At 63.1% G+C, this 26075-nt stretch carries 25 protein-coding genes and 2 pseudogenes; 12 read left to right on the top strand and 15 right to left on the bottom strand.

The features are described from left to right. Nucleotides 1-13: 13 nt before the first annotated feature. Genes AC0V7N_RS11735 through AC0V7N_RS11715 form a run of 5 tightly spaced genes read right to left on the bottom strand, consistent with a single transcriptional unit; the run spans nt 14 to nt 5579 of the window. Entirely contained in the window at nt 14-598 is a 585-nt protein-coding gene (locus AC0V7N_RS11735) for a sarcosine oxidase subunit gamma (protein WP_475457578.1), read from the bottom strand. After that, on the bottom strand, nt 591-3599 hold the full coding sequence (locus tag AC0V7N_RS11730) for a sarcosine oxidase subunit alpha (protein WP_475457575.1): 3009 nt from the start codon (nt 3597-3599) through the stop codon (nt 591-593). The genes AC0V7N_RS11735 and AC0V7N_RS11730 overlap by 8 nt, the downstream gene beginning before the upstream one ends. Continuing rightward, nucleotides 3596-3892, bottom strand: coding sequence for a sarcosine oxidase subunit delta (locus tag AC0V7N_RS11725; protein ID WP_095199452.1), 297 nt, complete (start codon nt 3890-3892; stop codon nt 3596-3598). The genes AC0V7N_RS11730 and AC0V7N_RS11725 overlap by 4 nt, the downstream gene beginning before the upstream one ends. An 11-nt stretch (nt 3893-3903) precedes the next feature. After that, nucleotides 3904-4326, bottom strand: a complete 423-nt coding sequence (locus tag AC0V7N_RS11720) for a hypothetical protein (protein ID WP_475457572.1) — start codon at nt 4324-4326, stop codon at nt 3904-3906. Beyond that, complete coding sequence (locus AC0V7N_RS11715; RefSeq protein WP_475457570.1) at nt 4326-5579, bottom strand: sarcosine oxidase subunit beta; 1254 nt, start codon at nt 5577-5579, stop codon at nt 4326-4328. The genes AC0V7N_RS11720 and AC0V7N_RS11715 overlap by 1 nt, the downstream gene beginning before the upstream one ends. Nucleotides 5580-5781: 202 nt before the next feature. Between AC0V7N_RS11715 and AC0V7N_RS11710 the strand changes: the two genes are divergently transcribed. From AC0V7N_RS11710 to AC0V7N_RS11675, 8 genes are all read left to right on the top strand, one after another. Next, on the top strand, nt 5782-6150 hold the full coding sequence (locus AC0V7N_RS11710; protein ID WP_475457568.1) for a DUF2568 domain-containing protein: 369 nt from the start codon (nt 5782-5784) through the stop codon (nt 6148-6150). 110 nt (nt 6151-6260) lie between these two features. Further along, the gene (locus tag AC0V7N_RS11705) at nt 6261-7019 is read left to right on the top strand and encodes an SDR family oxidoreductase (protein WP_475457566.1); all 759 of its coding nucleotides are present in this window, start codon (nt 6261-6263) and stop codon (nt 7017-7019) included. A 110-nt stretch (nt 7020-7129) separates the two neighbouring features. Continuing rightward, entirely contained in the window at nt 7130-7516 is a 387-nt protein-coding gene (locus tag AC0V7N_RS11700; RefSeq protein ID WP_064981678.1) for an SET domain-containing protein, read from the top strand. Between the two features lie 176 nt (nt 7517-7692). Next, a complete protein-coding gene (gene rpsU, locus AC0V7N_RS11695) occupies nt 7693-7971 on the top strand; it encodes a 30S ribosomal protein S21 (protein WP_023810129.1) in 279 nt (92 codons plus the stop codon). A gap of 140 nt (nt 7972-8111) precedes the next feature. Further along, nucleotides 8112-8954, top strand: coding sequence for a tetratricopeptide repeat protein (locus AC0V7N_RS11690; protein WP_475457563.1), 843 nt, complete (start codon nt 8112-8114; stop codon nt 8952-8954). A gap of 224 nt (nt 8955-9178) precedes the next feature. After that, a complete protein-coding gene (locus AC0V7N_RS11685) occupies nt 9179-9655 on the top strand; it encodes a DUF992 domain-containing protein (RefSeq protein WP_183463020.1) in 477 nt (158 codons plus the stop codon). An 88-nt stretch (nt 9656-9743) separates the two neighbouring features. After that, nucleotides 9744-10229: a DUF992 domain-containing protein gene (locus AC0V7N_RS11680; RefSeq protein WP_475457561.1), complete on the top strand. Its 486-nt coding sequence runs from the start codon at nt 9744-9746 to the stop codon at nt 10227-10229. A 178-nt stretch (nt 10230-10407) separates the two neighbouring features. Continuing rightward, a complete protein-coding gene (locus tag AC0V7N_RS11675) occupies nt 10408-11844 on the top strand; it encodes an MFS transporter (RefSeq protein WP_475457559.1) in 1437 nt (478 codons plus the stop codon). On the opposite strand, the gene AC0V7N_RS11670 is transcribed toward AC0V7N_RS11675, so the two are convergent. Both AC0V7N_RS11670 and AC0V7N_RS11665 read right to left on the bottom strand, forming a co-directional pair. Further along, nucleotides 11841-12572: a haloacid dehalogenase type II gene (locus tag AC0V7N_RS11670; RefSeq protein WP_475457557.1), complete on the bottom strand. Its 732-nt coding sequence runs from the start codon at nt 12570-12572 to the stop codon at nt 11841-11843. The two genes, AC0V7N_RS11675 and AC0V7N_RS11670, sit on opposite strands and share 4 nt — an antisense overlap. Before the next feature lie 9 nt (nt 12573-12581). Beyond that, on the bottom strand, nt 12582-13343 hold the full coding sequence (locus AC0V7N_RS11665) for a class II aldolase/adducin family protein (RefSeq protein ID WP_475457555.1): 762 nt from the start codon (nt 13341-13343) through the stop codon (nt 12582-12584). A gap of 125 nt (nt 13344-13468) precedes the next feature. Here AC0V7N_RS11665 and AC0V7N_RS11660 point away from each other — a divergent pair, with 125 nt between their 5' ends. After that, nucleotides 13469-14362 (top strand): LysR substrate-binding domain-containing protein, encoded by an 894-nt coding sequence (locus tag AC0V7N_RS11660; protein ID WP_475457553.1) that lies wholly within the window; start codon nt 13469-13471, stop codon nt 14360-14362. Nucleotides 14363-14392: 30 nt separating this feature from the next. Here AC0V7N_RS11660 and AC0V7N_RS11655 read toward each other — a convergent pair. The 7 genes and pseudogenes from AC0V7N_RS11655 to AC0V7N_RS11625 form a co-directional block, all read right to left on the bottom strand. Further along, nucleotides 14393-15084 (bottom strand): annotated as a pseudogene (locus AC0V7N_RS11655) (response regulator transcription factor). Continuing rightward, nucleotides 15081-17816, bottom strand: a complete 2736-nt coding sequence (locus tag AC0V7N_RS11650) for a DUF4118 domain-containing protein (RefSeq protein ID WP_496627844.1) — start codon at nt 17814-17816, stop codon at nt 15081-15083. The pseudogene AC0V7N_RS11655 and the gene AC0V7N_RS11650 overlap by 4 nt, the downstream one beginning before the upstream one ends. A 57-nt stretch (nt 17817-17873) precedes the next feature. Beyond that, a complete protein-coding gene (gene kdpC, locus AC0V7N_RS11645) occupies nt 17874-18440 on the bottom strand; it encodes a potassium-transporting ATPase subunit KdpC (RefSeq protein WP_475457548.1) in 567 nt (188 codons plus the stop codon). 74 nt (nt 18441-18514) lie between these two features. Continuing rightward, nucleotides 18515-20608: a potassium-transporting ATPase subunit KdpB gene (kdpB, locus tag AC0V7N_RS11640; protein WP_475457546.1), complete on the bottom strand. Its 2094-nt coding sequence runs from the start codon at nt 20606-20608 to the stop codon at nt 18515-18517. 238 nt (nt 20609-20846) lie between these two features. Then, a pseudogene (kdpA, locus tag AC0V7N_RS11635) lies at nt 20847-22471 on the bottom strand (potassium-transporting ATPase subunit KdpA). A gap of 109 nt (nt 22472-22580) precedes the next feature. Then, entirely contained in the window at nt 22581-22670 is a 90-nt protein-coding gene (kdpF, locus tag AC0V7N_RS11630) for a K(+)-transporting ATPase subunit F (RefSeq protein WP_032918612.1), read from the bottom strand. Nucleotides 22671-23508: 838 nt separating this feature from the next. After that, nucleotides 23509-23649 (bottom strand): hypothetical protein, encoded by a 141-nt coding sequence (locus AC0V7N_RS11625; RefSeq protein WP_496628008.1) that lies wholly within the window; start codon nt 23647-23649, stop codon nt 23509-23511. A 153-nt stretch (nt 23650-23802) separates the two neighbouring features. Between AC0V7N_RS11625 and AC0V7N_RS11620 the strand changes: the two genes are divergently transcribed. Then, a complete protein-coding gene (locus AC0V7N_RS11620; RefSeq protein ID WP_027043200.1) occupies nt 23803-24300 on the top strand; it encodes a YciE/YciF ferroxidase family protein in 498 nt (165 codons plus the stop codon). Between the two features lie 217 nt (nt 24301-24517). On the opposite strand, the gene AC0V7N_RS11615 is transcribed toward AC0V7N_RS11620, so the two are convergent. Further along, nucleotides 24518-25237, bottom strand: a complete 720-nt coding sequence (locus AC0V7N_RS11615) for a Crp/Fnr family transcriptional regulator (RefSeq protein WP_258591351.1) — start codon at nt 25235-25237, stop codon at nt 24518-24520. A gap of 216 nt (nt 25238-25453) precedes the next feature. Between AC0V7N_RS11615 and AC0V7N_RS11610 the strand changes: the two genes are divergently transcribed. Together AC0V7N_RS11610 and AC0V7N_RS11605 are read left to right on the top strand one after the other, a co-directional pair. Continuing rightward, complete coding sequence (locus AC0V7N_RS11610; RefSeq protein ID WP_183463046.1) at nt 25454-25690, top strand: DUF6894 family protein; 237 nt, start codon at nt 25454-25456, stop codon at nt 25688-25690. Between the two features lie 139 nt (nt 25691-25829). After that, the gene (locus AC0V7N_RS11605; protein WP_096450078.1) at nt 25830-26027 is read left to right on the top strand and encodes a hypothetical protein; all 198 of its coding nucleotides are present in this window, start codon (nt 25830-25832) and stop codon (nt 26025-26027) included. The last annotated feature ends 48 nt before the right edge of the window (nt 26028-26075 follow it).

Raw genomic sequence — 26075 nt, 5'->3', positions numbered from 1 at the left:
CAAACGTTCCGGGTCAGCCAGCCGCGTCGCGGGCTCCCTCGGACAGGAAAGTAAAGACATAGTCCGAGAAGGAACGCCAGCATTCCACCCGGAAGGCATCGTCGGCGGTGCGCAACAGCACGATCTCGGCCTTGCCGAGAATGGTGCGCGAGGCCGCTCCCACCGGGAAGGCGTCGAGCGACAGATCCTGCGGACAGCCCGCATTGATCGCGGCTTCAGCCGCCGGACCGGTAACCGATATCGCAATGTTGCGATGCGAGATGCCGACTGACGAATGCAACGCGGCAACCGTGGCGCAATCGGCCAGCGGGTCCTTGCCGGCTTCGTCGATGACCAGCCATTCGTCAGGGCCGAGCCATAGTGCGGTGCGCCCCGTCTTCGACGCCGAAGTCTTCGGCTTCTTCGGCAAGGTCAGGCCAAGTGCCTTCGACAGGGCAGCGACCGAAGCCTCCGGCGCGCGCAACGAGATGCGCTCCGCCGGCGGCAGCACTTCAACCTTGACGCCGGTCGCCGATGTGGCGCGGCCAGCCAACGCCGGACGGCGCTCGACCGAAGGCGATGCGGCCGGAGCCGTTTTCTTTGCAGCAGCCTTAGCCATTGAGGCGCCCTCCCGTCTCGTCGAAGAACACCATGCCGGTAACCTCCACCTCGATCACCCCGTTCGGCATCGGCACATGGAGCGTATCGCCCATCCGGTCGCGGCCGCCGGCAACCAGCGCCAGCGCGATGGAGCGGCCGCAGTTCTGCGACCAATAGCTCGAGGTGACATGGCCGATCATCTTCATCGGGATCGCTTGTTTGGGATTCTCGACGATCTGTGCGCCCTCTTCCAGCACCACCTTCGGGTCCTTGGTCTTGAGACCAACCAGCTGCTTGCGGCCCTTGGCGACCAGGTCCGGCCGCGTCAGGCCGCGGATGCCGACGAAATCGGTCTTCTTCTTGCCGACCGCCCAGTCGAGGCCGGCGTCGTTCGGCGTCACCGTGCCGTCCGTGTCCTGGCCGACGATGATATAGCCCTTTTCGGCGCGCAGCACGTGCATCGCCTCGGTGCCGTAGGCGGCCGCACCATGCTTCTGGCCCTCGGCCCACAGCGCTTCCCAGACGGCCTGGCCGTAGTCGGCCGGCACATTGACCTCGAAGCCGCGCTCGCCGGTGAACGACATGCGGAACAGCCTGGTCGGCACGCCGCAGATCTTGCCTTCGCGCACCGACATGTGCGGCAGCGCCTCGTCGGACATGTCGATGCCTTCGACCAGCGGCGCGATGATGTCGCGCGACTTCGGCCCTTGCACGGCAATCACCGCCCACTGCTCGGTGATCGAGGTCAGCCAGACATTGAGATGCGGGAACTCGGTCTGGAGATAGTCCTCCATGTGGTTCATGACGCGCGGCGCGCCGCCCGTCGTCGTCGTCACATGGAAACGGTCCGGCGCCAGTCGGCCGACGACGCCGTCATCATAGATGAAGCCGTCCTCACGCAGCATGATGCCATAGCGGCAGCGGCCGGGTTCCAGCTTCTCCCACGGATTGGTGTAGAGCAGTTCCATGAACTTGGCGGCGTCAGGCCCGACGACTTCGATCTTGCCGAGCGTCGAGGCGTCGAACAGGCCAGCATTGGTGCGCACCGCGACACATTCGCGGTCGACAGCCTTATGCATGTCCTCGCCGGCCTTGGGGAAATACCAGGCGCGCTTCCACTGACCGACATCCTCGAACACCGCGCCTTGCGCTTCGGCCCAGGGATGGATCGCGGTTCTGCGTGTCGGGTCGAACAGCGGCCCGCGCGCATGGCTGACGATCGCGCCGAAGGTGACCGGCGTGTAGGGCGCGCGGAAGGTGGTCAGGCCGACTTCCGGGATCGGCTTGCCCAGCGTCTCGGCGGCAATCGCCAGGCCGTGCATGTTGGAGGTCTTGCCCTGGTCGGTCGCCATGCCGTTGGTGGTGAAGCGCTTGACGTGCTCGATCGAACGCATGCCCTCATGCACCGCCTGGCGGATGTCCTTGGCGGTGACGTCGTTCTGAAAATCGACGAACGCCTTGACCGTCGTGTCCGGGCCGGCGCCTGGGGCCGCACCCAGCATGCCGCGCGACCAGCTTTCCGAAGCGTCGACCTTCGGCTTGGTGCCCTTGGCGGTCTTGGCGCCGGCATCGTTGGCGCCGGCATCCTTGGCCGCCTTGGCGCCAGCCGCATAGGCTTCGTCGACAGTCGCCGACAGCCCGTCAGTGCCGTTACAGGCGCCGACCGAGACGCAGTCCTGCGCATAGGTGCCCGGCACGAAGCGCTTGGTCTCGTCGTTGAAGGCGACCTTGCCGCGCGACTGCGAGAACAGGTGCACTGACGGCGTCCAGCCGGCCGACATCAGGATGGCGTCGACGGGAATGGTGCGTTCGCCGCCGCCATTCTTCGGCTGCACGGTCATCGAGGATACCCGGAGCTTGCCGCCGGCGCGGATGACCGCGCGGCCGAAATTGATCTCGATGCCGAGCGCCCTCGCCTCGTCGATCACCGGACCTGTCGGGTTGTCGCGCAGATCGACGATCGCCGCGACGTTGATGCCGGCTTTCTTCAGGTCGATCGCCGCCGCGTAAGCGGAATCATTGGCGGTGTAGACGCCGACATTCCTGCCGACCGCCACGCCATATTGGTTGAGGAAGGTGCGCGCCGCGCCGGCCAGCATGATGCCCGGCCTATCATTGTTGGCGAACACCATGTGGCGCTCGATGGCGCCGGAGGCCAGCACAACGCGCTTGGCACGCACCTGCCACAGCCGCTCGCGCGGCAAATCATGGCCAGGAGCCTTCAGTTGATCGCTGACGCGCTCGACCAGGCCGACGAAATTCTGCGCGTAGTAACCAAACGCCGTCGTGCGCGAGAGCACGCGGACATTGTCCATGGCGGTGAGCTTCGCTACCGCCGCAGTTGCCCAGACAAAACCGTCCTGGCTGTCGATCTTCGCCCCGGTCTCGAAACGCAGGCTGCCGCCGAACTCGGCCTGCTCGTCGGCGAGGATGACGCGCACGCCGGTCTCGGCCGCTGCCAATGCCGCCGCGATGCCGGCGGCACCGCCGCCCAGCACCAGCACGTCACAATGCGCATAGCGCGAGGAATAATGGTCGGGATCAGGCTTGTCGGGAGAAACGCCGAGGCCAGCGGCTTCGCGAATCTTGGGCTCGTACAGGCTCTTCCAGGCCGCCTTCGGCCACATGAAGGTCTTGTAGTAGAAGCCGGCCGAAAACATCGGCGATGCCAGGTCGTTGACCGCGCCGACGTCGAAGGAAAGCGACGGCCAGCGGTTCTGCGAATTGGCGGCGAGCCCATCATAGAGCTCCTGCACGGTGGCGCGCACATTCGGCGTCTTGCGCGCATCGTCACGCACGATCTGCACCAGCGCGTTCGGCTCTTCCGCGCCGGCCGACAGGAAGCCGCGCGGCCGGTGGTACTTGAACGAGCGGCCGACCAGATGCACGCCATTGGCAAGCAGTGCGGAGGCCAGCGTGTCGCCCTCGATGCCGGTATAGGACTGGCCGTCGAAGCTGAAGCGCGCGGTCTTGGCCTGGCTGAGGCGACCGGCTCTCGGGATGCGGAACGCGCCGCTCATTTGGCAACTCCCGGCAGCTTGGCGGGTTTGGGTTCGCCGGCCTTGTAGGTCATGACGAACTTGTCGGTAACGGTGTCGCGCACCGCGTTGAAGAAGCGCGCACAGCCATGCATGTGCCGCCAGCGCTCATAGATGATGCCCTTGGGATTCGAGCGGATGAAGAAGAACTTTTCGAAGTCGTCATCGCTCTCGCCCGCAATATTGGCCGAGCGCGCAATATGCGCCTCGCCGGCGTTGCGGAATTCGAGCTCCGGGCGCTCTTCCTCGCAATAGGGGCAGCGGATGAGAAGCATCGTCTTCGTTCCTACAATTCGCCGTGGCCGACGTGGGCGCCGGCCGGTTGGTCGCAAAGCCTCTGGCCCATGGCCGCGAATGGCGCGACGAGCCGAATGCGCTCCTCCACGCTTGCAGCCGGGCGAAACAGGTCGCGATACGCCATATTGCCGATGGTGAGTTGCATCGGATCGGTCGTGACGATGACGCGACGTGGCTCGAATGGTTCGTCCTCGCTGAGATCGGCAGGCCTGTTCTCCACGAACATCACCACCTTCTGGCCACCACTCCACACGCAGGCCAGGACGCCGTCGTCGACCGAAAACGGCCAATTGGCTTCGTTTCCAGCGCGGCTGATCGGCTGCGTGCGTACTTCGTACGGCGACGGCAGATGGAACATGCCCTGTTCCCCCGCCAGCACCAGCGGCATCGCGACAGCCAGCTCGGCCATCATCAGTGCGCCACCGCCGCCGCCGCCGCCTCGTCGATGAGGCGGCCGGTGCGGAAGCGTTCGATGGTGAAGGGCGCGTTGATCGGGTGCGGATCGTCCTTGGCGATGGTATGGGCAAAGACATGGCCCGAACCAGGCGTCGCCTTGAAGCCGCCCGTGCCCCAGCCGCAATTGACATAGAGGCCGGGCACCGGTGTCTTGGCCAGGATCGGCGAACGGTCCGGCGTGACGTCGACAATGCCGCCCCAGGAGCGCAGCATCTTCATGCGCGTGAAGATCGGGAACATCTCACAGATGGCGTCGAGCGTATGCTGCAAGATGTGCAGGCCGCCGGTCTGCGAATAGGAGACATACTGGTCGGTGCCGGCGCCGATCACCAGTTCGCCCTTGTCGGACTGCGAGATATAGGCGTGCACCGTGTTCGACATAACCACGCAAGGCACGATCGGCTTGATCGGCTCCGACACCAATGCCTGCAGCGGATAGCTTTCCAGCGGCATGCGCACGCCAGCCATGTTCATGATGACCGAGGAATGGCCGGCGGCGACCACGCCGACCTTCTTGGCGCCGATGAAGCCGCGCGTCGTGTCGACGCCCAAGACCGCGCCATTGGCCGCCCGCTTGACGCCGGTGACCTCGCAATTCTGGATGATGTGGACGCCGCGCGCCGAAGCGCCGCGCGCATAGCCCCAGGCCACCGCATCGTGGCGCGCCGTGCCGCCGCGACGCTGCAGGGCAGCCCCGACGACCGGATAGCGCGCATCTTTGGAGATATTCAGCGGCGGGCAGAATTCCTTCGCCTGCTCCGGCGTCAGCCATTCATTGTCGATGCCGTTCAGCCGGTTGGCATGGACATGGCGTTTCAGCACCTGGATGTCGTGCACATTGTGCGCCAGCATCATGACGCCGCGCGCCGAATACATGACGTTGTAATTGAGTTCCTGGGAGAGCCCATCCCACAGCTTCAGCGCATGGTCGTAAATCCCTGCGCTCTCGTCATAGAGATAGTTGGAGCGGATGATGGTGGTGTTGCGGCCGGTATTGCCGCCGCCGAGCCAACCCTTTTCCAGCACCGCGACATTGGTGATGCCGTGCACCGTGGCGAGATAATAGGCGGTGGCCAGGCCATGGCCGCCGGCACCGACGATGATGACGTCGTATTCCTTCTTGGGCTCAGGCGAGGACCACTGCTCCTCCCATCCCTTGTGGCCGCGCATGGCCTCGCGGGCGATGGCGAATACCGAATATTTTTTCAACGTCCTGGCCTCGCAAATGGCGGCAGGGCGTTTCACTCAGCCCCGGCGCGCGAGGTGTATCACTAGCGAAACAGCGCTTCCACCCTTGCGCTGTTTGCGACGGCGCTTGCCGTTTTGCGCCGCGACGAAAAAGGCGCACGTGGGCTGGCTCCCATACGGGCCTTCAGCCACATTGTCTGCCGCGAATCTCCGGAGGACGAATATGGGCAACGCCTGGTGGAATCTGACGTTGCGCTTCCTGCTCGAGCTTGCCGCCTTGCTCGGCCTCGGCATAGCGGGCTGGAACCTCTCCGAAGGATGGTGGCGCTGGATCCTGGCATTGGCCCTGCCCCTCATTGCGGCCGTACTGTGGGGGACTTTCGCGGTGCTCGACGACCCAAGCCGGTCGGGCCGGGCTCCCGTTCCGGTTCCGGGCACGGTACGGCTGGCGCTCGAACTCGTCATCCTGTTCGGCGGCGCGGCCGGATTCTATGCCGCAGGCTACACCACCACAGGCATCATCGTCGCCCTGCTCATCGCCATAAGCTACGCATTTTCACTCGACCGGCTCGGTTGGCTGCTGAAGCAATAGTTCGGAACGACGCGACCTGTGCAGGTATCGGGTGGCTCCGACCTGCCCCATCTGCGACCAAGCATCCCGATTGCCGGTGAGACCGGCACGAAAAACAGGGATGCAGAAAAATGTTCGCACTCGCCAACAAGATCGCCATCGTCACCGGCGCCAGTTCCGGCATCGGCCGCGCCACCGCAAAACTCTTCGCCGAGGAAGGTGCAAGGGTCGTCGTCTCCGCCCGCCGTCAGGCCGAGCTCGACACGCTGATCGCGGAGATCTCAGACGCGGAAGGCACCGCGATCGCCCTTGCCGGTGATGTCAGGGACGAAGCCTATGCGAAGGCGCTTGTCGATCTGGCTGTCGAAAATTTTGGCGGCCTCGACATCGCCTTCAACAATGCCGGCGCCGTCGGCTTGATGGCACCTTTGCCCGACATGCTGCCGGCGACATGGCACGAGACGATGGACATCAACCTGACCAGCGCCTTTCTCGGCTCAAAATACCAGATACCGGCGATGCTGGAGCGCGGCGGCGGCTCACTGATCTTCACGTCGAGCTTTGTCGGCTACACTGCCGGCATGCCGGGCATGGCCGCCTACGCCGCTGCCAAGGCCGGCCTAATCGGCCTGACACAGGTTCTGGCCGCCGAATACGGGCCAAAAGGCCTGCGCGTCAACGCATTGCTGCCGGGCGGCACGGACACGCCGGGCGCGACGACGACCACGCCCGAGGCCCGCGCATTCGTCGAAGGCATCCATGCCTTGAAGCGCATGGCACAGCCGGAGGAGATCGCCCGCTCGGCGCTTTATCTCGCCTCCGACGCCTCGAGCTTCACCACGGGAACGGCGCTGTTTGCCGACGGCGGCGTCTCGATCAACCGGACGTGAAGGTTTTTTGCGCCGAACAGGCCGGTTCGCCGCTTTGACGCAGGCAGCCGGTCTTGCTTTTTCCGCGCGATTTGGCGATTCCGTTTCTTGTCGAAACGGGTCCCGAAACCATGATGCTGATCCGAACCTATGTGGCCGCGAGCGCAATCGAGGGCGTCGGCATGTTCGCCGCCGAGCCGATCCGGAAAGGCGCCTCGATCTGGCGCCTCGACCCAGATTTCGACCGGCTGATCCCGATGGACAAATATGAGGCGGCGCCGCAGCCTCTGAAGGAATTGCTCGACCGCTATGCCTATCCGAGCCCGGATCGGCCGGGCTTCATGGTCTATGAGGTCGACAATGGACGCTTCATGAACCATTCGGCGACGCCGAACACCGACTTTTCGCAATATGGCGGCGCGACCGCGACCCGGGACATTGCCGCCGGCGAAGAGATCACCTGCGACTACGGCGAATTCTTCGAGGATTTCGAGCGGCTGCATCTGGCCACGGCGTAGCTGGCGCCCTATCTCGGGCCTACCGTGGCAATTTGGCTGTTGTCCTGCATTTCGACTGTGGACAGCGCAGCCTGATTCTGCTATCAGCCGCCACAATTCGTGGTGTCGACCGCCGCGGAGGCTAGTGGCTATGGCCGCTTGCCTGATGATATCAAACCCGAAAGACAGGATTGCCCGTGCAGGTACTCGTCCGCGACAATAACGTTGATCAGGCGCTTCGCGCGCTCAAGAAGAAGATGCAGCGCGAAGGCATTTTCCGCGAAATGAAGATGCGCGGTCACTACGAGAAGCCTTCCGAGAAGCGCGCCCGTGAAAAGGCTGAAGCCGTTCGCCGCGCCCGCAAGCTGGCCCGCAAGCGTGCTCAGCGCGAAGGCCTGCTGCCGATGACGCCGCGCCCGGTTGCTGCTGGCGCCGCCGGCGGTGCAGGTGGTGCGCCGCGGCCGCCGCGGTTCTAACGCCTATTTTTCGTCCTTTTCGAAGGATACTAGAGGTGGCGCGATGCGGAATCGCCGCCACCTTTTTGTTTTGATTGTGACCCGGCCCGGAGGGGGGATCCGGACCTGAACGACGCGGCGCAAGTGAGGACAGGGCAGACATGAACGCAACGAGCGTGGAGCGCGGGACCGCATTGCGTGGTTTCGCCCTGACAGCGGCCCTGCTTTCCGGACTGGTGCTGGCCGGCTGCCAGACATCTGGCCCGACCGGCGAGTTCAACAACATCGACAAGGCGCAAGGGTCGAGCGAGAACATCTCGTCGCTTTCGGCGGTGATCCAGCGCAATCCCCAGGATCCGGAAGGCTACAATGTGCGCGGCTCGGCCTATGGCCGCGGCGGCCAGTACCAGGCGGCGCTCAAGGACTTCAACCAGGCCATCCAGCTCAATCCGAATTTCTACCAGGCCTATTCGAACCGCGCGCTGATCCAGCGCTTCCTTGGCAATCAGACGGCCGCGCTCGACGACTACAACAAGTCGATCCAGATCAACGGCAATTATGACGCCGCCTATATCGGTCGCGGCAATCTCTACCGCAAGGCGGGCCGCACCCAGGATGCCTTCAGCGATTTCCAGAAGGCGATCCAGCTCGACACGACGGACGCCCGCGCCTACCACAATCGCGGCCTGATCTATCAGAGCCAGGGCCAGCACAAATTCGCCATCGAGGATTTCTCGACCGCCATCTCGCTGGCGCCGGATGCAGCCGAACCCTACAACGGCCGTGGCCTCTCCTATCTGGCGACCGGCGACGAGGACAATGCCTTCTCCGACTTCAACATGGCCATCAAGCTCGACGGCCAGAACGCCGAAGCCTGGGCCAACCAGGCGCTGATCTACGAGCGGCGCGGCGACAAGGCGAAGGCGGCGAAGTCCTATCGCGAAGCCGTGCGCCTCAACCCCAGCTACCAGCCGGCCAAGGACGGCCTCGCCCGCGTCAGCTGACATAACTTTGGCAGATCCGGGCTTCGGCATATCCGGCTAAGCATCATGGAGCCGTCTGCGTGTCCAAAAGGACACGCAGCGCCGAAGATCGCCGCCAATCCGGCAACCGCGCGTTAACCCCTGCAGCAAGCCGTTAACCCTTGCCTTGTTCACGCCAAGTTTTCGACGGAACGGTCTGGCCACTCTAGCCGTTATTTCCAAGCGATTTGCGAAAGGACCTCCCCATGATCAAGAAACTCGTCTGCGCCGCTGCCCTTGCAACGACCGTATTCGCTGCCGCCCCGGCCAGCGCCGGCAAGCTGCAGCTCGGCACGCTCGACTGCACCATCGATGGCGGCACCGCCTACATCGTCGCTTCCAACAAGGGCGTGTCCTGCGTCTTCCGTCCCTATCACCATGGCCCGTCGGAGATTTACACCGGCGTCATCTCCAAGATCGGTGTCGATCTCGGCCAGACGCATCAGGGCCAGCTCGTCTGGGCGGTTTTTGCCGCGACCCGCGACCGCGATGCGGGTGACCTTGCCGGCAGCTATTACGGCGTCAACGCCGAGGCGAGCGTCGTCACCGGTGGCGGCGCCAATCTGCTGGTCGGCGGCTTCGACAGCGCCTTCATGCTGGAGCCGCTCAGCGTCCAGGCGCAGACCGGCGTCAATCTCGCCGTGGCCGTGACTTCGCTTGAGCTGATCCACTCGCTGAAGTGATTGCATGGAGCCATAGGCTCCTCTCTACTCTGCGGCGCGGAACTGGATAGGATGGTTCCGCGCCGTTTTGATTTTTGAGGGGAACAGTATGCCGAAGACAGCCATCGCCGCTGCCGCGATTGCAATCGTGCTTGGCGCGCCACAGGCGAAGGCGCAGGACCGGGGCATCGAACTCGGCACGCTTGAATGCGCCATATCGGGCGGCACCGGCTTCATCTTCGGCTCGAGCAAGGATCTGAGCTGCACCTTCACGCCGACCGACAAGAGCTTCGCGCCGGAAGCCTATTTCGGTGCCGTCAACAAATATGGCCTCGACATCGGCACGACAAAGCAGGCGGTGATGCGATGGCTGGTGCTGACGCCGCTGAAGAACATCTACGCGCCTGGTGCGCTGGCCGGCGACTATATCGGCGCCAGCGCTGAAGTGACGGCGGCCGTCGGCGCCGGCGCCAATCTGCTGGTCGGCGGTTCCTCGCAGGCCTTCACACTCCAGCCGCTCAGCCTGCAGACGCAGACCGGCATCAATCTCGCGATCGGCGTCAGCCAGTTCCAGCTGCGCAGCACCGAGAACTGATCTCTTGAAAAAACCGCTTGAACTCAACCGCGGTTGAGGTCCTACAAGCCCACCCCGACCGGACCAGCACCTTGATGGCACGCTGTCCGGCGCTGTTGCTGCGCATGCTCCTGCCGGAAACCCTTGCTGGCTTCTGGTGCCATGCGCCGGCATCGAGATATGCAGGACTGGGGTGGACATGACTGAAATCAGCACAAACAGGGTCGACTGGCGCGCATTGTGGGCGAGCGGCGACCTGGCACGCTTCTGCTTCATCAGCCTCGGCATCCTGCTGCACGCCACCAACGAGACGATGGTCGCGACCGTCATGCCGGCCATGGTCGGCGAACTGGCCGGGGTGCAGCTCGTCGGCTGGTCGCTGGCGATCTACGAGCTCGGCGCCATCGTCGCCGGTGCCGCGGCCGGACGGCTGGTGAGCTATGTGGCGCTGCGCACCAATATGGTGGTCGCGGCCCTGCTCTACGCGGCAGGCGCGCTGATCTGCGCCACCTCGCCTTCCATGCAATTGTTCCTGGCCGGCCGCCTGATCGAGGGGCTGGGCGGCGGCGCGCTGGTGTCACTGGCTTTCGTCTCGGTCGAGCGGCTGTTTTCGCGCGCCATCTGGCCGCAGCTTTTCGGCATCATGTCGGCGATCTGGGGCGTCGCGGCGTTCAGTGGCCCGTTGCTGGGCGCAATCATGACGGAATTGCTGTCATGGCGTTGGGCCTTCGGCGTCTTCACTCTTGGCGGCACCGCCATGGCGCTGGCCAGCTTCCTCGTGCTCAACACGCCGGAGGCGACGCGACCGAGCGCAAGCGCGGGCAAGGTGCCGCCCTTCCCGTTCGCCGCCCTTGCCTGCCTTGCCGTCGCCGTGGTGCTGATCGCCTCGGCCGGCGTCGACATTGCCGTGCTGCGCTCGTCGCTGCTGATCGTCCTTGGCCTCGCCGGCCTGGCGCTGTTCTTCACCATCGACGCGCTGAAGCCGCGCTCGCGGCTGTTCCCGTCGCGGCTGTTCTCGTGGCGCACCCCGGTTGGCGCCGGCATGACCATGGTCGCCGCCTTTTCCGTCGCGACCTGCTCCTTCGGCGTCTACGGACCACTGCTATTGACCAGCCTGCACGACATTCCGCTGCTGACCACCGGCTACATCATCGCCGCCGAATCGATCGCCTGGTCGATCCTCTCGATCCTCGTCGCCAACGCGCCGCCGCAACGCGAGCGGCTGATCATTGTCGCCGGCGCGCTGATGATCGCGGTGGGCATTGCCGGCTTTGCCTACACGATACCGCTGGGTTCCATTCCGCTGATCCTGGTCTGCGCCCTGCTGCAGGGCGGTGGGTTCGGCATTGCCTGGCCGTTCCTGACCCGCGTCATCGTCGCCTCCGCTCCGGATGACGAACAGACCATCGCCTCGGCCGCGGTGCCGACCATGCAGCGCATCGGCTATGCCGTGGGTGCCGCCCTTGCCGGCATCGTCGCCAATGCCAGCGGCTTTTCACAAGGGCTGAATCACGACGCCGCTGCCAATGTCGCGAGCTGGCTGTTCCTCGCTTTCGTACCGCTCGGCATCCTCGGCTGCCTGGCAGCCCTACGAGCGTCAGCGCCCGTTGCTCGGCTTCGGGGAGCTATCGGCTAAAAGCAACCGCTTGGCAATCTGAGCATGTCGGCGAGTTCGAGCAGGTCCTTCGCTTTGTAGTCCCAGCCATCCTGCGCTTTCTGGTTACCTGCCTTGGAAGGGTCTCCGGCATTAGCGCGAACGATGTAGGCGGTCTTCAATCCGCAACGGCGGGCCGCTTCCAGGTCGTAGTCATGCGCCGCCACCAGCATGGCTTTCTCCGGCTGGACCTCGAGCAACTCGCAGGCACGCAGGTAGACCTGCGGCATGGGCTTGTAAGCCTGAGACATATCGGCGCCGACGACAAAATCCCACGGCAGATTGTTGAACCTCGACACGTTCACCAGAAGCCGGGCGTGTCCATCGGACAGCGGAGCGATGATGAAACGCGACTTCAGGCGAGAGAGACCCTCACCCAGATCCGGCCAAGCCTTCAGGCGGTGCCAAGACAGATTGAGGTCTTCAAGTTCCTCCGGTGGCAACGATGCGCAGGACAACCCGAATTCCTCGAGGCTGGAAACGAGATTTTCTCTGTTCACCTGATCGAGGGAAACGAATGGTCGCTTACCCGTCCGCATCGGATCGACCGAAGTGTCATAGCGTCCTACCCACGCATCGGCAAAACCAGCAGGGTCTACGTGGCCAAACTTGTGGCGTTTCAGAAACTCCCCAACCTCGGCCGTGATGCTGCCGCGCCAGTCGACCATCGTCCCCAGGACGTCAAAAAACAGAACTTCAATATTGCGCACGTTTGCTCCTTAGTCGCGATACGAGGGGTCGGTCTTATCCAACTGCCGCTTGAGGTAGTCGAAGTGCGCGAATGCCTGATCATTGTAAGGAAGCCAGCCATCGGCCGTCTTCTGGGCGAGGTCGTCGGACATGACATTGAGAGGCTGGCCAGTTGAATATGCGAGCACAAGGATCTTGGCCGCGCGCTCCACGAAATAGAGGTCTTTAAAAGCCTCGGCGACTGTCCGGCCCGTAACCGTCACGCCATGGTTGCCCATGATGATGGCGCTCTTGTTGCCAAAAGCCGTCGCCAAGCGTCGCCCTTCGGCGGCATCGTCGGCAATGCCCCCAAACCCGAGATCAATGCCGAGCTTGCCAAAGAAACGGGCCGTGTTCTGGTCGACAGGCTTCATGTCAGGATCTTTGAGGCTGGCCAGCGCTGTCACATACGGGGGATGGCAATGCAGCATAACCCTGACCTCGGGGCGCGCGCCGTGCACGGAGCCGTGGATCGTCCACGCGGAAGGATCTGGAGCGTCAGGCCGAGTCATCACCTCGCTGTCGCCCGCGTTAAGAACCAAGAGATCGCTCGCCCGAATCTCCGCAAAATGCCGCCAGCGCGGGTTCATGAGAAATGTCTTCCCATCAGCGGAAAGTGCGGCACTGAAATGATTTCCGACCGATTCATGCCAATCGAACTGGGCTGCCAGACGAAAGGCTGCGGCAAGATCGACCCGGAGCGACCGTGTTTCGTCCGCAGTCAGTTCGGAGGGACGGAGCTGGGCGTTCATAAACTCTCTCTGGTTAATCTGTGCTTATGTTGTGACCGCAAGTCGGCCGTCCATAGTTGCCACAATCGCCCCATCAGGTTAGGTTTGGAAGGCCTGAAAGGCTAATCCGACATAAGCAAGAGGTTATGATATTGCGTCGACATCTCCCTCCCCTTCGGCTTCTGTCGGCCTTCGAAACCGTGGTGCGTGCAGGCGGCGTCCAGAGCGCGGCGGCAGAGTTGAACGTCACGCAGCCCGCCGTCAGCCAGGCACTTCGGAACCTCGAGGACCACATCGGCACGAAGCTGCTCGATCGGCGGATGCGTCCTGCTGCGTTGACCGACGCGGGCCGGGTTCTGCTTCACGCGGTTTCGGACGGAATGGATCGGATCGAGAGCGCAATCGGAAAAATCAGGGCACTGGAGCGAAACGAACAAAACGTCGTTACGATCGCTTGCACTGTCTGTACTGGCACATATTGGCTAATGCCGCGTTTGGCGACGTTCTACACCCGGCATCCTGACATTGTTGTTCGGGTCGTGCCAACGTCGGGCAGCCCGCAATTTACGCCCGAAGCCGACTTGTTGATCCGCTATGGCGCGGGCGACTGGCTTGATGGGACTTGCGAACCGCTTTTCGATGAGCGCTTGATCCCAGTCTGCAGCCCTAAGGCCGCTGAGCGGCTCGGCTCTGGCAATTTCGCGCAAGCTACCCTCCTCCACGTTGAAACTGACGAGGAATTTTCGCCCGGCTGGGACGACTATTTCGACGCGACCGGCCTACCGCACGACCGGCAAGGAGATCTCTCTTTCGGCAACCACGTTCAAGCGACCCAGGCTGCGTTGGCAGGGATGGGAGTGATGCTCGGATGGATCGCGAATACCGGTGACCTCGTCCGGGAGGAGCGGTTGGTGATCTTCCGTAATCAGCCAATCATACCTGGCGGCACCTACTACTTGATGAGCCCGCTGCAGGGTTCGGGCAAGCCGGCATCCGAGTTGTTGGCGTCTCACCTGCGGACTTGCGTGGCGGCCTCATAGCTGCTGCCGCCCGGCTCTACATAAGCCAGCTCACTCGACCACACGCAGCCGGTAGCCGACACCGGTCTCGGTGGTGATGTGGTGCGGCTGGTCGGGGTCTTCTCGATCTTCTGCCTGAGCTGCCTGACATAGACCCTGAGATATTGCACGTCGGTCGTGTCACCCCAGATCTGTTTCAGGATGAAATGGTGGGTCAGCACCTTGCCGGCATGCTGCACCAGGATGCGCAATATGTCGTATTCCTTTGGCGAGAGTTTTATCTCCTTGCCCTCGACCTTGACGATGCGCTTGACCAGATCGACGCTGAGGTCGCCGCTTTGGAATACAGGCTTTTCGCCCTGTTGCTGGAACTTGTGCCGCAGCGCCACGCGGATACGCGCCACCAGTTCGTTCATGCCGAACGGCTTGGTGACATAATCGTCGGCACCGAGTTCCAGAGCCTGGACGATGCCGGCCTCGTCGGTGCGGCTGGAGAGAATGACGACGGGAATGTCGAGGCCATCGTCACGCCATTTGCGCAGCAGCTCATGGCCACTCATGCCGGGCAGGCCGAGATCGAGCAGCACCAGGTCCGGCTTTTCCTGGTCCATCAATTCGATCGCCGCCTTGGCGTTCGGCGCCTCGCTGACCGCATAGCCCTGGCTGCCGAGGCCGACGCGAAGCAGTTTGCGGATCGGCGGCTCGTCATCGACAACCAATATCCTGACATTCGCGTTCGTCATGCCAAATCATCCACATCGTTGTCGTCCGTATTGGCGGCGCTGAGATCGGGCGGGTTCGTCGGCTTCGGCATTTTGATGGTGAAAACCGCGCCCGAACGGTCGGTTCGGTTTGCCGCCGTGATCGTGCCCCCCATCGCCTCGATGAAGCCGCGGCAGATAGACAGGCCGAGCCCGGTGCCGGCGCGAACCTGGTCACGCTTGCGCACCCGGTAGAACGTGTCGAAAATCCGTTCCAGATCACCGGGGGGAATGCCCGGCCCCTCATCCATGATCTGCAGGATGACGGAGCCATTGTCGCTCCAACCCTGCACGCGGATCGTCGAGCCTGATGGCGCATACTTCGCCGCATTGTCCAGAAGATTGAACAGCGCCTGCTCGAAGAGCACGGGATCGACTTTCAACATCGGCAAATCCGAGGGGATATCCACCTCCGTCTTGTGCTCGCCGATGATTTTCCTGGCTCTCTGCAGGGCGGAGCCGACGGTGTCGCCGACATAGTGGAAAGCGAAGTTCGGCTCCATTGCGCCGGACTCGATCTTGGTCATGTCGAGCAAATTGGCGATGAAGCGGTTCAGCCGCTCGGATTCGTCGAGCACGGTCGTCAGCAATTCCGCCCGGTCCTCTTCGGGAAGTGCCGGCGCGAATTCCCGCAGTGTGCCGGCCGCGCCCATGATGGCGGCGAGTGGCGTTTTCAGATCATGCGAAATGGAGGTCAGCAGCGCCGAGCGCAACCGATCGGCCTCGGCCAGGAGCTTGGCCCGGTCGACATCGGCGACCAGCTGGATGCGTTCGATCGCCACCGCTGCCTGGTCGGCGAGCGCGTCGAGCAGGCGCTGCTGTTCCGGCGTCAGCAGCGGCCCCTGTTTGTCATTGTCGAGGCCGACGACACCGATTGCCGTACGTCCTGTCCGCAACGGAAGATAGAGGCGCTTGGCGCCTGGCAGCGTGTCGGCGCCGCGCCCCGCGGCGCGATTGTGCTCCCAGGCCCAGCGGGCGGCCGCGATGTCGGCCTCGGCCAGCGTGTCGTCGGGCGGATAGCCGGCCTTGACGGTGATGGTGCCGTCTTCGGGCAGGAGCAGCACCACGCGCAGCTTCAGCATCGAGGCGATCTGGAAGGCGGTGGCCCACAGCACGTCGTCGAGCGTGCCGGCGCCGGCGAGCTTCTTTGAAAAGAGGTAGATGTCCTCCGTGGCCCGAGCCCGCGAGCGGGCGGCGACTGCCTGGCGCTGCACGCGCACCGTCAGATTGCTGGCAATGACGGCGACAACCAGGAACACGCCGAGCGCGACAATGCTCTCCGGATCCCGGATCGTCAGCGTGTAGCGCGGTTCCAGGAAGAAATAGTTGAAGGCAAGGGCGCTGGCGAGACAGGCGTACAGAGCCGGCCACAGACCGCCGGTCACCGCCGACGCCAGCACCCCGATGAGGAAGATGATCGCGAGGTTGCGAACGTCGAGAAATTGATCGAGCAGGACGGCAAAGGCGAGCGAGCCGGCGACAAAGGCCGTGGCCTTCAGATAGGGCCAGATCTCGAACTGCCGCTGCTCATCCGCCGACTTGACGCTTCTCGACGTCGCCTCGGAACTGCGTTCGTTTCCCGAAATGACATGCACGCTGATGTCGCCGGCATTGCGGATGAGATCATAGGTGAGCGATCCCTCGATCAATTCGCGCCAGCGCGAGCGGGTTGGCCGGCCGACCACGATATGGGTGAAATTGTTCGCCGTCGCATAACGCACGATGTCTTGCGCCACGTTCTGACCCGGAATGGTCGTCACCTCGGCACCAAGTTGTTGGGCGAGGCGCAAATTGTTTGCAAGCCGGTCCTTGTCCTCCTCGGGCATGCTGGCCGAGCGGGGACTGTCGACATGCAGTGCCGTCCACGGGGCACGCAGCCGGTCGGCCAGCCGGCGCGCATAGCGGATGCGGGCCGCACCGCCCAGGCGCGCGTCGAGGCAGACGAGGACCCTTTCCCCGGCGGCCCAGGGGCCTTGGATGGCGTGGGACTGCATGTGATTGAGCAATTGTTCGTCGACGCGCTGCGCGGTGCGGCGCAGCGCCAGTTCCCTCAGCGCCGTCAGATTGCCGGGCGAAAAATAGTTTTCGATGGCGCGCTGGGCGGTGTTGGGGAAGTAGACCTTGCCTTCCTCGAGCCGCTTGATCAGGTCGTCGGGGGTGAGATCGATGATCTCGACATCGTCGGCCTGGTCGATGATGGAATCTGGAACCGTCTCGCGAACCCTGACCTTGGTGATCTGGGCGACGACATCGTTCAGGCTTTCGACATGCTGGACGTTGAGCGTCGTGTAGACATCGATGCCTTGCGTCAGGATTTCCTGGACGTCGAGATAGCGCTTGGGGTGGCGGCTGCCGGGCGCGTTGGTGTGGGCGAGTTCATCGACGAGAACCAGCGCGGGGCGCCGGGCAAGGATGGCGTCGATATCCATCTCATCGAGCATGCGCCCCTTGTAGTCGACCTTGCGGCGGGGAATGATTTCATAACCCTCGACCAGGGCCTGGGTTTCCTTGCGGCCATGCGTCTCGACGACGCCGATCACCACATCGATGCCGTCGGCCAGCCTGGCACGGCCCGACATCAGCATTTCGTAGGTCTTGCCGACACCTGGTGCCGCGCCAAGGAATATCCGCAGGCGGCCGCGTCCCTCCCGCTCGGCATGCTCGAGCAGCGCGTCAGGGGAAGGTCTGTTTTCGTTGCTTCGGTCGTCCGGCATCAGGATCGATCATGGAGAGGTCCGGGGATGCTGTCGATCCCCGGCCTTCGCCATCAACTACTTAGCGGCGTCCAGCGCCAGGTTGAGAGCCAGTACGTTGACCACCGGCTCTCCCATGAAGCCGAGTTCCCTGCTCTCGACCTGACCGTCGACAAGCGCCTTGATCTTGGCTGCGTCGATGCCCCTGGCCTTGGCCACGCGGGGGACTTGGAAATAAGCGGCCTCAGGGCTGATATGGGGATCGAGGCCGCTGCCCGATGACGTCACCATATCCATCGGCACAGGCTGGCTCGGATTCTCCGCCTTCAGCTTGTCGGCATCGCCCTTGATGCGCTCGATCAGCTTGGGATTGGTCGGGCCGAGATTGGTGCCGCCGGAGGCGGTGGCGTCGTAGCCATTGCTGCCGGCCGCCGAAATCCGGCCATGGAAATACTTGTCACTGGCAAAGCCCTGGCCGATCAGTTCGGAGCCGATGACCTTGCCGTCCTTCTCGATCAGGCTGCCATTGGCCTGGCGCGGGAACAGCGCCTGGGCAATGCCGGTCATGCCGATCGGATAGATCAGGCCGGTCAGGACCGTGAAGAAGACGATCATGATGATCGCGGGTCTTATCTGGGTGAGCATGGAGATGTTCCTCAGAGCAATTCCAGGAAAAGTGTGAAACGATTTTCCGTCCGGAATTGCGTTAAAACAAAGAGTTAAGCGAGGCCGAGGGCGGTGACGATCATGTCGATCGCCTTGATGCCGACGAAGGGGACGACGATGCCGCCAAGACCGTAGACCAGCAGGTTGCGGCTGAGCAGCGCGCCGGCGCCGATGGCACGATACTTGACGCCTTTCAGCGACAGCGGGATCAGCGCGATGATGATCAGCGCGTTGAAGATGATCGCCGAGAGGATTGCGCTCTGCGGCGTCGCCAGATGCATGATGTTGAGCGCCTGCAGCGGGCCGGTGGTCTGCCCCGGCGCGACGTAGAAGACGGCGAACATGGCCGGGATGATGGCAAAGTACTTGGCCACGTCGTTGGCAATCGAGAAGGTCGTCAGCGAACCGCGCGTCATCAGCAGAGCCTTGCCGATCTCGACGATCTCGATGAGCTTGGTCGGATCGCTGTCGAGATCGATCATGTTGCCGGCTTCGCGCGCGGCAACCGTGCCGGTGTTCATGGCAACGCCGACATCGGCCTGGGCAAGAGCCGGCGCATCATTGGTGCCGTCGCCGCACATGGCGACCAGCTTGCCCTTGGCCTGTTCGTCGCGGATCAGCTTCAGCTTGTCCTCGGGCGTCGCCTGGGCAAGGAAGTCGTCGACGCCGGCTTCCGCCGCGATCGCGGCAGCCGTCAACGGATTGTCGCCGGTGATCATCACCGTGCGGATGCCCATGCGGCGCAGTTCGGTGAAGCGTTCGCTGATGCCGCCCTTGACGATGTCCTTGAGATGGACGACGCCGAGCAGGCGCCCGTCGCGCTCGACCGCCAGCGGCGTGCCGCCGGACTTGGCAATCTCGTCGGCGACCGCCTGGAGATCCCTGACGGACTCGCTGCTTGGGCGCGTGCCGTGGGCAGCAACCGTCGACTGATTGACATGGGCAAGCACGGAATCGACCGCGCCCTTGCGCACCGACGAGCCGTCGACGTCGACGCCGCTCATGCGGGTCTGCGCGGTGAAGGGAACGAAGGTTGCGTGCAGTGTTGCCATGTCACGGGCGCGGATGCCGTATTTCTCCTTGGCCAGGACGACGATCGAGCGGCCTTCTGGCGTTTCGTCGGCGAGCGAGGCGAGCTGCGCCGCGTCGGCCAGTTCCTGTTCGGTGACGCCCTTGACCGGGCGGAATTCCGTCGCCTGGCGGTTGCCGAGCGTGATCGTGCCGGTCTTGTCGAGCAGCAGCGTGTCGACGTCGCCGGCCGCCTCGACGGCACGGCCGGACATCGCCAGCACATTGAAGCGCACCAGGCGGTCCATGCCGGCGATGCCGATCGCCGACAGCAGCGCGCCGATGGTGGTCGGGATCAGGGTGACGAACAGGGCGACGAGCACCGTCACCGAGATATAGCCGCCCGAATAGGAGGCAAAGCTCGGGATCGTCGCGGTAGCCAGCACGAAGATCAGCGTCATGCCGACCAGCAGGATGTTGAGCGCGATCTCGTTCGGCGTCTTCTGGCGTTCGGCACCTTCGACCAGTGAGATCATGCGGTCGAGGAAGGTGTGGCCGGAGGCGGCCGTGATGCGCAAGCGGATCCAGTCGGACAGCACCTGCGTGCCGCCGGTGACCGCCGAACGGTCGCCGCCGGATTCGCGGATGACGGGGGCCGATTCACCGGTGATCGCGGCTTCGTTGACCGAGGCGACGCCTTCGATCACCTCGCCGTCCGACGGGATGATGTCGCCGGCCTCGACGAGGACGATGTCACCGACCTTCAGGCTGGTGCCGGGCACCAGCTTGAACCTGGTCCTGTCCTCGCCGGCCAGAAGCTTGGCCTGGGTCTCGGTGCGCGCCTTGCGCAGCGAGTCGGCCTGCGCCTTGCCGCGCCCCTCGGCGACTGCCTCGGCGAAATTGGCGAACAGCACGGTGAACCACAGCCAGATGATGATCTGCAGCGTGAACTTGAAATCACCGCCACCGGTGATGAGATCCCTGACGAACAGAACGGTGGTCAGCGCCGAGACGACGGCGACGACGAACATTACCGGGTTCTTGATCAGGGTGCGCGGGTTCAATTTCTTGAAGGCTCCGCCGATGGCGGGCCACAAGATGCGGGCATCCATGATGCTCGCGGATTTGGACTGGCTCATTTGTTGGCTCCAGTATCGATGTTGTTGGCAGGCACCGATCGATCGGATGCCGAAGGAAGATGCGGCGGCCCATAGACCAGCAGCCAGATGAAGATCATGACTGCCGCAATGCCGAGGAATGTGGACACGGTCGGGAAAGGAGGGGGGATTTGCTCCCCCCTCCCTGTCGGTCCGACGCTCAACCTTGCGACGAATGTTTTTGAACCAGGACATGATTTTGACCCAAGACGGGGCGCTCTTAGAAGGTCTGACCATGGATCATGGCCAGGTGTTCGACGATCGGTCCGATCGCCAGCGCCGGGAAGAAGGTAAGGCCGACGACGATCAGGATGACGCCGACCAGCAGGCCGACGAACAGCGGACCGTCGGTCGGGAAGGTACCGGCGGAGGCGGGCACCGTCTTCTTCGTCGCCAGCGAGCCGGCGATGGCCAACGCCGGGATGATGACGAAGAAGCGACCCATCCACATGGTGATGCCGAGCGTGATGTTGTACCAGGGCGTGTTGCCGGAAAGGCCGCCAAAGGCCGAGCCGTTGTTCGCCGCCGCCGAAGTGTAGGCATAGAGAACTTCGGAGAAGCCGTGCGGACCGCCATTGGCCATCGAGGCCACGGCGCTTGGCAGCACGACCGCGATGGCTGTGAAGGTCAGCATCGCCAGCGGCAGGCAGAGGATGGCGAGCATCGCCATCTTGACCTCCTTGGCCTCGATCTTCTTGCCGAGATATTCGGGCGTGCGGCCGACCATCAGGCCGGCAACGAAGACGGCAACGACGATGAACATCAGGATGCCGTAGAAGCCGGCGCCGACACCGCCGACGATGACCTCGCCGAGCTGCATGTTGATCATCGGGATGAAGCCGCCGAGCGCGGTGAACGAGTCATGCATGGCGTTGACCGCGCCGCAGGAGGCGGCCGTGGTGATGACAGCAAACAGTGCCGACAGGGCGATGCCGAAGCGGGTCTCCTTGCCTTCCATGTTGCCGCCGTCGATGCCCAGCGCGTGCACCAGCGGGTTGCCGGCGGCTTCCGCCCAGTAGCAGATGGTGACGCCGGCGATGAACAGGACACCCATCGTGGCCAGGATCGCCCAGCCCTGGCGCTGGTTGCCGACCATGCGGCCGAAGACGTTGGTCAGCGAGGCGCCGAGCGCGAAGATCGTGACCATCTGGATGAAGTTCGAGATCGCGTCGGGGTTTTCGAAAGGATGCGCGGCATTGGCGTTGAAGAAGCCGCCGCCATTGGTGCCAAGCATCTTGATGGCGACCTGCGAAGCGACGGGACCAAGGGCGATGGTCTGCTTGGCACCTTCGAGCGTGGTGGCGTCGACATACGGCCGAGCGTCTGCGGCATGCCCAGCCAGACATAGACAAGGGTGAGCACGATGCAGGCCGGCAGCAGGATGTAGAGCGTGCAGCGGGTCATATCGACCCAGAAATTGCCGATCGACTTGACCGAGGCGCGGGCGAAGCCGCGGATCAGCGCGACCGCGATGGCGATGCCGACCGCCGCTGACATGAAGTTCTGCACCGTCAGGCCGGCCATCTGCACGAGGTAGGACATCGTGCTTTCGCCGCCATAGTTCTGCCAGTTGGTGTTGGTCACGAAGCTGACGGCCGTGTTGAAGGAAAGGGTCTGCTCAACGGCAGGCATCCCGGCCGGATTGTAGGGCAGGACGCCCTGCAGCCGCTGCAGGACATAAAGCACGAGGAAACTGGCCAGGCTGAAGAAAATGATGCCTGCCGCGTAAACGGTCCAGTGCTGCTCCTCGCGCTCGCTGGTTCCTGCAATGCGATAAAGGGCCCGTTCGACGGGCCCGAGGATCGGCGAGAGAAATGTGCGGTCGCCGTTGAAAACGCGGTACATGTAGCCGCCGAGCGGCTTCACCAGCAGAACGACGACCACGCAGTAGGCGAGGATCTGTATCCATCCGTTGAATGTCATGGCTGTAGCTTTCCGTGCCTTGCTGTTGCCGTCAGAAGCGTTCTGGGCGAACGAGGGCGTATGTCAGGTAGGCGAGCAGGAACAAGGTCACACCGCCGCCGAGGATATAGTCGAGAAGCATGTTGCGATCCTCCGGGTTAAAGAATGTCGCAGACTTTGATGTAGGCGACGGAAAGGGCGAAAAACAAAATCTCCAGCCCGACAACGACGATATCCATCGTGCATGTTCCTTATCTTCGTTTTATTTGCGCTTCGTACTGTACGCCTGCTATCGGCAGGCTGAAATCATATGGAAACACTCCGTCACGATAGATTATCGCGACCGAGCTGTGTGTTCCCTGGAGAATATGGACCCGAACGCCATAAAGGTTCGAGACGGCGCGGGGTGGAAAGAAATAGGAATTTTATAAAGATTTTCGGGACGCAGATCGCCGTAGCTGGACCCCTCGGCTGGCCGGTTCAGCCATCGCGGATAGGCGGGACAGGCGCGACGCGCGGCGAGCACCCAACATGTTCGTGGTGTGATCGCGCAAGCGTACCTATGCGCTCGAGAAGGAGTGCTTTTCCTTACCAATCAGTAAGTCGCCGATCTAGGCAATGCCAGCTAACCATCACAGTCGGCAGTGAACGGCACTTTGCTGCCCGGTGGGCCTCCACCCGCCGAAGCTAATGGCGGCCCGCTGCCCGCGCTGATCCGGCGGCAGCGGGCCGCCGACACGCACAAAATCCCTCGCGGGCTACCTCCTTACGAATCCGTAAGTCGCGCACCTGGCCCGGTCTCATAAGGTGTCTCGGAGCAGCGAACATCAATGCCGCCCTTTCGCTGCTCTTGGGTGCAAGCCCAACAGCCCGCTGCCCCCCAAACAAGTCCCGGCAGCGGGCTGGTCACTACTAGCCCTTCGACAGGCGAAGCTACCCGGCAGGACCATTGTCGGTGAAGGGCTGGGCACTGCGGACAATCAGGCGGCGTAGCCACCATGGCCGCGCGCGACGGCGCGCGCCACGATGACCGGCTCGATCTCGGGGCCAGAATGCCGGGGGCCTTTCGCGAATTCGACGAGCGCATGGCGCGCTTCATCCCTGGTGATGCAACCTTCCAGCGCAAGGCCACAGGCCTCGACGGCATGGCGATGGAGAGGACCATAGGGTGGAAAGAAATAGGAATTTTATAAAGATTTTCGGGATGCGTATCCGGCGGAACAAATCCCCTAATGCGAGATTGTCGACCTGAGGGCTCAACAAAGGATATGACAATGGCAAAACAGAAAATGCTCGACGACCTGTTTCACGACACGCTGAAAGACATCTATTTCGCCGAAAAGAAGATATTGGCGACGCTGCCGAAAATGGCCAAGGCCGCGCAAAGCGCCGAGCTGAAGGCGGCCTTCGAAAAGCACCGCACCGAAACCGAAGGCCATGTCGCGAGGCTGGAGAAGGTCTTCGGCGTCATCGGCAAGAAGCCGGTCGGCAAGACTTGTGCCGCCATCATGGGCATCACCGAGGAAGGTGCCGAGATCATGGAGGAGTACAAGGGATCTCCCGCGCTCGACGCCGGCCTGCTGGCCGCCGCGCAAGCGGTCGAACACTACGAGATCTCGCGCTATGGCACGCTGCGGACGTGGGCCGGTGAACTCGGCCTGAACGAAGCCGTGACGCTTCTCGAAGCGACGCTGAAGGAAGAGAAGGCTACGGACCAGGCGCTGACCACGATCGCCGAGTCCGCTGTCAACGTCGCCGCCGAAGCCGCGTAAATCTGCAAGATTAACCGGCCCAAGGTGTATTGAGATTCAGGTCAGGACGCGCCGAAAACGGTGGGTTTCGAGAACCGGAGCGGAGCGGACATGAAGTCCGTGAGCACCGGCCTACGCCGGCCGTAGCCTTAGCTGCCACGTCACTCATGGCAGCTTCGGCCGGCGAAGGCCGGAAGCGCAGTTTGCAGGCCGGCCTCAACTGAATATCAATACACCTTTAGCGCGGCTCCCGCATCATGCTCAGATAGGTCGGATCGAACTCGGCGATCTCCTGCAGCCGGTGCCAGTCTAAAATGGTCACCGTGTGGTTTGCCCAGCTGACGACGCCGACCTTGCGCAAGGCGCCGATAACCCGGTTCATGTGCACCACCGACAGGCCGAGCACGTCGGCCATCTCTGCTTGCGAGAGCGGCAGATGAAAGCTCATGCCGTTGGTGCGCTGCACCACCTGCAACCGCACGAAAAGCTCACAGACGAGATGGGCCAGATGCGAGGTCTTGGAGCGTCGCCCCATGGCGACGATCCATTCGCGGTGGATGGCGCCGTCGACCAGCGTGTCCAGCCACAACAGCCGGGTGAGATGCGGCGCCTGCTCGGTGATGGTGCGAAGCCGACCGTGATCGGCGAACATGACATGGCAAGGAGACAGAGCGACGATGCCGTGATCCATGGTCTTCAGCAGGAAGGCATGGAGATCGACGAAGTCGCCGGGCACCTGCAACGAGGTGAACTGCCGGCCGCCATTCTCCAGCACCTTGTAGCGCGCCGCCAGCCCATCGAGGATCAGCGTCGAATAGGTCGGGCGCGATCCCGACGCGACAATGTCCTGGCCGATGGCGAAATGCCGTTCGAACGTCATCGCGCCGGCCAGCAGCGCCTTCTCGGCATCGGACAGCGCGTCGTGCTGGCCGAGGTTCAGGTATAGGGATTCAAGCACCGTAACCTCCGGCGAAAGGGCTTCAGAAGCCGATCGCCAAGTGTTTCCATCGGAAGCAAGGCGGCTTCGGATGCACTAAGGCCTTTGGGCACTGATGAGCATTAACATTTGTTAGGCCCGCTTGTTCCAAATGCCACCGTTGGTGGAACAACTGCCCGGCCCGCGAATTGTCGGTTGAATATCACGCCATTTCAACAACCTGAGGTCCAGCCCATCATGCCTCGATATTATCTTGACCTGTACAATGGCGACGGCCTTACGGTCGATGATGACGGCCAGGTCTTCGAAACGCGCGAACGCCTGCGGCGCGAAGCGATCCGCATTCTGCCCGACATCGTCCGCGACGAGATGATCGAGAACGACCGCACGGCCATTACCGTCAAGGTGCGCGACGAGAGCGGACGCCATGTCTTCGAGGCATCGCTCGTCGTCTCTTCGGGGTGGTGCGACTGACGGCCCTCCCGGGCATCGATGACAAAAGTCATCCGACCATCATTTGTAATCGCCGCCCTCGCCGCAACGCTGCACCATGCGGGGCCGGAAGAGGCGGCGTTCCGAACCGCCGCCGCCTGCGGGATGGAGGTAGCAGCAGATGAACCGTGCAAAAGTCGACACCCAGCGCGACGAGCGCGCCAAACGTGAATCGCAGATCGTGATCGATGCCGAGCGGGCGGCCCGCGAGGCAAAGACCGCCAGGCTGAGAGAGCTGCGCCTTGCCGCGCAGGCAGCGCAGGAGCCTGATCCGACGAGGCGCAAGACTGCACGCCGGGGCACAGCTTCGAAAGGGTGATTGCCCAAAAGCGCTGGGCAAACATCACGCGATCTTCCCTTGGCAAAG

Source organism: Mesorhizobium kamtschaticum, assembly GCF_056174585.1.
The sequence above is the reverse complement of the archived record's forward strand: the minus strand, read 5'-3'. Positions and strand labels throughout refer to the sequence as shown.